This window comes from Kitasatospora sp. NPDC056138 (genome assembly GCF_042264695.1).
GTDB lineage: Bacteria > Actinomycetota > Actinomycetes > Streptomycetales > Streptomycetaceae > Kitasatospora.
The window spans coordinates 51,403-57,423 of record NZ_JBHJVK010000055.1; the positions used below are offsets into that span (position 1 = coordinate 51,403).

General features: G+C 69.6%; 5 protein-coding genes and 1 pseudogene. 4 read left to right on the forward strand and 2 right to left on the reverse strand.

Annotation, left to right across the window (positions count from 1 at the left end):
• The first annotated feature begins 272 nt into the window (after positions 1 to 272).
• The 3 genes and pseudogenes from ACFC1R_RS28170 to ACFC1R_RS28180 all read left to right on the forward strand — a co-directional run bounded on the left by ACFC1R_RS28170 (position 273) and on the right by ACFC1R_RS28180 (position 1,527).
• A complete protein-coding gene (locus ACFC1R_RS28170) occupies positions 273 to 440 on the forward strand; it encodes a winged helix-turn-helix domain-containing protein (protein ID WP_375943258.1) in 168 nt (55 codons plus the stop codon).
• Positions 419 to 682, forward strand: a pseudogene (locus ACFC1R_RS28175) (IS3 family transposase); the annotation flags it as partial. The gene ACFC1R_RS28170 and the pseudogene ACFC1R_RS28175, both read left to right, overlap by 22 nt.
• Positions 679 to 1,527, forward strand: a complete 849-nt coding sequence (locus ACFC1R_RS28180) for a reverse transcriptase domain-containing protein (protein WP_375943260.1) — start codon at positions 679 to 681, stop codon at positions 1,525 to 1,527. The pseudogene ACFC1R_RS28175 and the gene ACFC1R_RS28180, both read left to right, overlap by 4 nt.
• A gap of 374 nt (positions 1,528 to 1,901) precedes the next feature.
• Here the strand turns inward: ACFC1R_RS28180 and ACFC1R_RS28185 are convergent, their stop codons facing one another.
• Positions 1,902 to 2,825, reverse strand: coding sequence for a phosphotransferase family protein (locus ACFC1R_RS28185; RefSeq protein WP_375943262.1), 924 nt, complete (start codon positions 2,823 to 2,825; stop codon positions 1,902 to 1,904).
• A gap of 794 nt (positions 2,826 to 3,619) precedes the next feature.
• Between ACFC1R_RS28185 and ACFC1R_RS28190 the strand changes: the two genes are divergently transcribed.
• Positions 3,620 to 4,531 carry an ABC transporter substrate-binding protein gene (locus tag ACFC1R_RS28190; protein WP_375943264.1) on the forward strand — a complete coding sequence of 304 codons (912 nt, stop codon included), beginning with the start codon at positions 3,620 to 3,622 and terminating at the stop codon, positions 4,529 to 4,531.
• 859 nt (positions 4,532 to 5,390) lie between these two features.
• Here the strand turns inward: ACFC1R_RS28190 and ACFC1R_RS28195 are convergent.
• Positions 5,391 to 5,561 (reverse strand): hydrophobic protein, encoded by a 171-nt coding sequence (locus ACFC1R_RS28195; protein ID WP_375943266.1) that lies wholly within the window; start codon positions 5,559 to 5,561, stop codon positions 5,391 to 5,393.
• Positions 5,562 to 6,021 lie beyond the last annotated feature (460 nt).

The window sequence follows — 6,021 nt, forward strand, 5'->3', positions numbered from 1 at the left end:
GGTGAACTTCGCGGACTGGAACGGCGACGGTCCGGCGGACTACCTGATCACCAACGGCCCGACCAACGCGTTCATCAACAACGGCGGCGACGACACACACAGCCCGGGCTGGACCAACTGGGGCCAGATCGCCACAGGCGTCTGACACACCACCACGCAGCGCGTCCTTTTCCCCCGTCCCACAATCCACTTCGGCGGGGCGGGGGTCACGCATCATCGGGCTGGTCGACCATGGCAGGCGGCGCCCCGAAGACCTCGGCCTGGGTGGACAGTTGTGGACCCGCGCGATCGTGTGCGACCTCATCTCCCTGCTCTACCGGGTGCGACTGACCGAGCAGGGCGTGGGCAAGTACCTCAAGCGGTCCCACGTTGTTCGTGGGTTGGACGCCGCCATGCCCGCGAGCGGGCGGAGGACCTCCTCGCGGCGGAGATCGCGGTGATCCGCATGGCGTCCAGGGGCGCCTACGGCGTCCCTCGCGTGCATGCGGAACTGCTCCGCCAGGGCCGCCTGGTCGACCGGAAGAAGGTGGAGCGGATCGTGCGCGAGCGCGGCATCACGGGTGTCACCCGGCGTCGGCGCCGCGGCCTGACCCGCCAGGCCCGCAAGCCGCTGTTCGCCCCGGACCTGATCGGGCGCGACTTCACCGTGCCCCGCCCGGGGTTCGGCTGGTCGGCGACATGACCTTCCTGCCGACCGGGGAGGGCTGGCTCTACCTGGCCACGGTGATCGACCTGGCCACCCGCGAGGTGGTCGGCCACGCGATGGCCGACCACCGTCGCGCCGAACTGCCGTTGGCCGCGCTGCGGATGGCGGCCGGCCGCGGAAGCCTGGAGCGCGGCTGCAGCTTTCACTCGGATCGCCTGCTGAACGCCATCGGCGAGTTCCCGGGTCGGGAACTCGTACGCCAATGGCTGAAGGCAGGCGTGATCGACGGCGGACGCTTCACCCGGACCGACGAGGGAACCCCTCGAGGCGGAGTGATCAGCCCTCGGTTGCTCAACATCGCACTGCACGGAATGGAAGAGGCCGCAGGCGTCCGGTTCGCGACCCGCAAGGGGAAGGTCATGTGGGCCGCGAAAGGGACACCGATTCTGGTGCGTTACGCAGACGACTTCGCCGTGTTCTGCACGAGCAGGGAAGAAGCGGAAACGGCCAAGGCACGCCTCACCGAATGGCTGGCACCCCGAGGTCTTCGCTTCAACGAGGAGAAGACCCGGATCCTTCACCTGCCAGAGGAGTTCGACTTCCTCGGGTTCACCGTCCGCCGGCACGGTGACGCCCTGATCATCACGCCCAGCAAAGATGCGGTCGCGAGAGTCCGGAAGCGGCTCCGTGACGAGATGCAGGCCCTTCTCGGCCTGAACGTCACGGCCGTCCTGCGCAGGCTGTCTCCGATCGTCAGAGGCTGGTCCGCGTATTACAGGACGGTGGTGTCCAGCAGGACCTTCTCCGCGCTGGACAGCTACGTGTGGGCGCTCACCTACAAGCGGGCCAAGCGCAGCCATATGAGCCCACTTCTCAAATAGGCCCCAGGGCTGCACCGCGCTGATCGCCGGCTGCACAGCCCGGCCGACATCGCCTGGCAGGCAGGCATGGCCGAACTGCTCGACGCGGTCGACGGCCTTTCGGCCGAGGGCGTCGACGCCGCCGGCCTGTCGGATACGGACCTCGAGGCGGTCGCCGCGTTGATCCAGTCCTCGAGAGCAGGCTTGCCGCGGTCGGCGCCTGCTGCGAGCGCGTCACGCCAGGCGACACCCGCGATCACGTTCGCGCCTCCGGTGTCCTGGCCGGTCCGAGACGGTGTCAGCGCGTCCGCGTCGGTGCAGGTCATCGACCATGGCCCCGAGCGGAATCGGGAGCGCGCCTCACGCCGCGTACCAAGCACGGACGCGGGCCACTGTCACACGAGCAGCGCCTCGAGCTCCGGAAGTCGGCGGAACAGGTCGGGGAGGCCGCGCACGCCGTTGCGCACGGACTCGTGCGACAGCGCGAGGTCAGGGCCGGTGCTCGCCTCGACACCGGCGAGGCACCGCAGGATGTTCCACCTCGTGTGCCCCAGCCAGCCGCCGATCATGAACACAAACCAGCTTGGACCTGACGGCGGCAGCGCTCCGCCCCCCGCGACGTAGCCGTCGAGGACCGCGCGGAAGATGGCGGGCTTGATGTCGTCGAAGCCAGGTCCCTTCGCGAGGCTCAGCGCGGTCGAGCCGAGCTCACCGGACAGGTCGAGCATCCCCGAGAGCTCCCAGTCGAGCAGCACCGGCCGACCCTCTCGAGCGAGCAGGTTCCACGGTTGGATGTCCCTATGGGTCAGCACGACGGGGCCTGGCCGTTCGCAGGTGTCGACGAAGTGGGCAATCGCGAGGAACGTCTCGATGTGAGAGGCGAGTTCGTCGGCCCACGGCTGTCCGGCCGCCGCCGCCCGCGCGGCGAGCTCGGGCCAGTCCCGTGACGTCGGTTCCTCGATCGACACATGGGTCCACGCGACGTCGAGCGCGTGGATGCGCGCGAGGATCCCACCGATCTCGAACGCGTACGCCGCCGACACCGGTGCTTCTGGCACCTTTTCTCCCTCGACCCATCGGTGAACGAGCGTGTGGTGGCTGGCCGAGATCGGCTCCGGCATCGGGATGCCGGCGGCGAAGGCCGCCCGCTCAAACCTGAACACGTCCTCGACGCCATAGGTCCAGCGGCGGTCGACGAGGTTCAACTCCTTCACCGCGAACGACCCTTGGTCGGTGTCGAGCCGGTACATCCGGTTGGCGAACCCGCCGTGGACGCGGATCATCGGCCCGATCGGCGCACCGAGATGCGAAAGGTTCACCTACGCATGCTAGGGGCTGGCAGTTCATCGATGCACCGGACTTTCCCACGATGCATGCTCACGATCACCGCCACGCCGACGAACGGCCACGGCCCGACCACTTGCCAAACACGCCTTGGTAAGTCCAGGGTGCCGCTCTCGCGGCTGCCGCCAGGAGCACGTCGGCGACCACGCCACCGGAAGAACCCGCGCACGCGATCCGCCTCGCAGACCACGGAGTTGCGGCCCTCGAGCTCAGTTGGACTGGCCAAGCCTGGGCGTCACCGACCATCCAGATGGGCCATGAACCACCCAGCAGGCCCGCAACCTCATGGCCGACCTCGGCGACCGCGGCTCGCATCGCCGACCCCGCCCCTCCAGCTGTTCCTTTTGTGGAGTACCCACAACGGACGAGGGGCGGACAGCTACCCGGTCAAGGTCGTCCGGCGACACCTTCACGGCCCCGGAGGAAGCCCTGCCGCCCGGCGTCCTCGGCCGGCTTACCAGCCCGCCGGCCCACCGACCTGCCGGGGACGGTGCCGCGGCCAGGCCGGTGGGCGTCCGACGACGGTGAGTGACGTGGGGGTGCGGCACCACCACCCGTGAACCTCGGTGAACACTCACTCGGTAATGGTGGTTATAGTCTGACCGGCTTCTCCGCCTCCGGGCGCTGCCGGGTGCCAGCCCGGCCGCGTCCGGAGGCAGGATGCCACCTCACCGGAGCGGGGCCGGTGGGAGGCCTGTCGGCGCGGCTCGGTGCCACCACACGCCTCGAACCCGCGGCACTGTGCGTCGACCACCGGGAGAAATCTCAGATGAAAGCTTCCACCACTCGCAGCTTCGGCGGCGTCGCCGTCATCACCACCGGCGCGCTCCTGCTGAGCGCCTGCGGTGCAGGCGGCGGTACAGGCGGCGGAAAGACCTCGCTGCACGACCAGCTGCCCGCGCAGATCCGCAAGGCCGGGGTGATCCACGTGGGCACGTCGCTCACCGCTGCCCCGGTGATCTTCCGGGGCCCGCAGGGAGACCCGGACGGTCTCGACGCAGACATCGCCGCCGCCCTGGAGAAGACGCTCGGAGTCAAGTTCGAGTTCGAGGACGTCGGCCCCTTCGCGAACGTGCTCCCGGGGCTACTGGCCCAGAAGTACGACGTCGGGCTGTCAGGCATCACCGACACCCGTGAGCGCGAGCAGGGCGTCGACAAGGACGGCAAGAAGATCAACGACGGCGTCGACTTCGTCGACTACTTCATGGCCGGAATCGGCATAGTGGTCCGCAAGGGGAACCCCGACAAGATCGCCAAGCTCGACAGCCTGTGCGGCAGGACGGTCGCGGTGAAGAAGGGCACCATTCACGACGACCTCGCGACCGGCCAGATGAAGGCCTGCGACCACCTCGGCAAACCCCTCAAGGTCGACGAACTGGAGACCGACGACAAGGCCCTGAGCGAGCTGCGCGACGGTTCGGCGGACGCGTACCTCACCGACTACCCCAAGGCGCAGTACCGCAGCCAGACCGACGGCAGCGGGAAGGACTTCGACCTCGCCGGCCCCCAGCTGCAGCCCCGGCCCTACGGGATCGCCGTCCGGAAGAGCGACAAGGACCTGCAGACCGTCCTGACGAAGGCCCTGAACAAGCTCGTCGCGGACGGCACGTACGACCAGATCCTCTCGAAGCGGCAACTGTCCGCCGGCGCTGTCCAGAACTCCGTCGTCGACGGCAGCTGAGCAACGAACGCTCGGGCAGCGCATCGCACCGGGGTCGGCTCGGCAGGAGATCCTCACCTGCCGAGCCGATGCCCGTGATCTGCGGGTCAGCGAGCGGTCGGTGGAGCGCTGGCTCCCCGCTCGGCGCGAGGGCGGCACGGAGGCCTTGCGGTCGGCGGGTCCTGCGAGCACGCCGAAACTGTCGGACGCCCAGGGGTACCGCACCTGCTCGCCCTGGCACGACCTACCTGTGGAAAGGCTCCACCTCCGACAACAGCCACCCACCGGGCACCCCGCGCGCCTCCAGCACGTAGCCGGGCGGCTCTGCCGCCCACCCCCGGCACGCCCCGACCACGGCCGCGGGGAGGTCGCTCCCGACGTACACCGCGAGTTCGGCCAGGATCGCCGCGGCGTCCGTGTGCCCTTCGGCGGGGCGCGCCAGCGACCGGATCCCACTGGGCCCACCGCGGAAGTGTTTCCCACCGGGTACGGGTGCGGCCGCTCCCGTACAGGAGCGGATCCAGTTCCCCGCATGCCGCCATCCGTGTGAATACCTCGGCCACGCACTGACGGTACTGCTGACGGTACTGCTCTGCCTCGGCCCCGGAGCCGAGGCCTTCGCCCGTACCGGTCGGGACACCGGCCGCAGGGGCGTCGGCGCTCACCGGTTGCCCGCCTTGCGCGGATCGGCCTGGCGAGGTACTCGTATGGGCCACGGCGGCAGCGTGGACGGCCGGAAGGACACTGCAGCGGTCACATCATGCTCCTCGGTATCGGGCCGGGGCACGCACACCACGGGCGCACCGGCTTCTGTCTGACTCTGTACCGGCCCCCGGCCGCCGCATGCCCGGCGACCACGAGCCGTCCACCCCCGGGGGCCCTACCAGCGGTACCAGCGACCGCGGCCACCCGAACCGCTGGCGCCCCGGGCAACGAACCCGATCAGCCAGATGACGAGCACCGCCAGCGCCACCCACCAGAGGATCTTCAGCGCGAACCCCGCGCCAAACAGGATCAGGATCAGCAGCAGTACGAGCAGCAGAGGAACCATCGTCAACCACCTCCATCGCCGGAACGGTCGCCGTCAGTCGATCTCCTGGACCCTGCGGGCAGTCCGGGCACACCCGGGCCGGGCGGAGGTGGCAGCCAGTACGCATCCTCCAGCCGGCTCACGCGATCGACAACCGGAGGTTGGGTGTCACGGGGACGACGACCTGGTGCCCCGCCCGGGTCTCCCCCGTCCAGGGGCAGGACCTGGGCGCTGACCGCCCGATGCCGACGGTCCAGACCTCGTCGATGTAGGCGGATCGCTCTGCTTCGGTGCCCACCTGGCCCCTCACCCGCCCCGGTGCCCACCGGGCCGCCGAAGGATCAGCGCGACCGGGCCGGTCACGGCCTCCCGGATCGGCCACTCACAGGCGGACGACGACCAGGGCGATGTCGTCGCTGCCTCCGTGACTCAGTCCGAGACAGCCCAGCAGGGTGTCGGCGAGATCGTCGGGGGTCAGTCC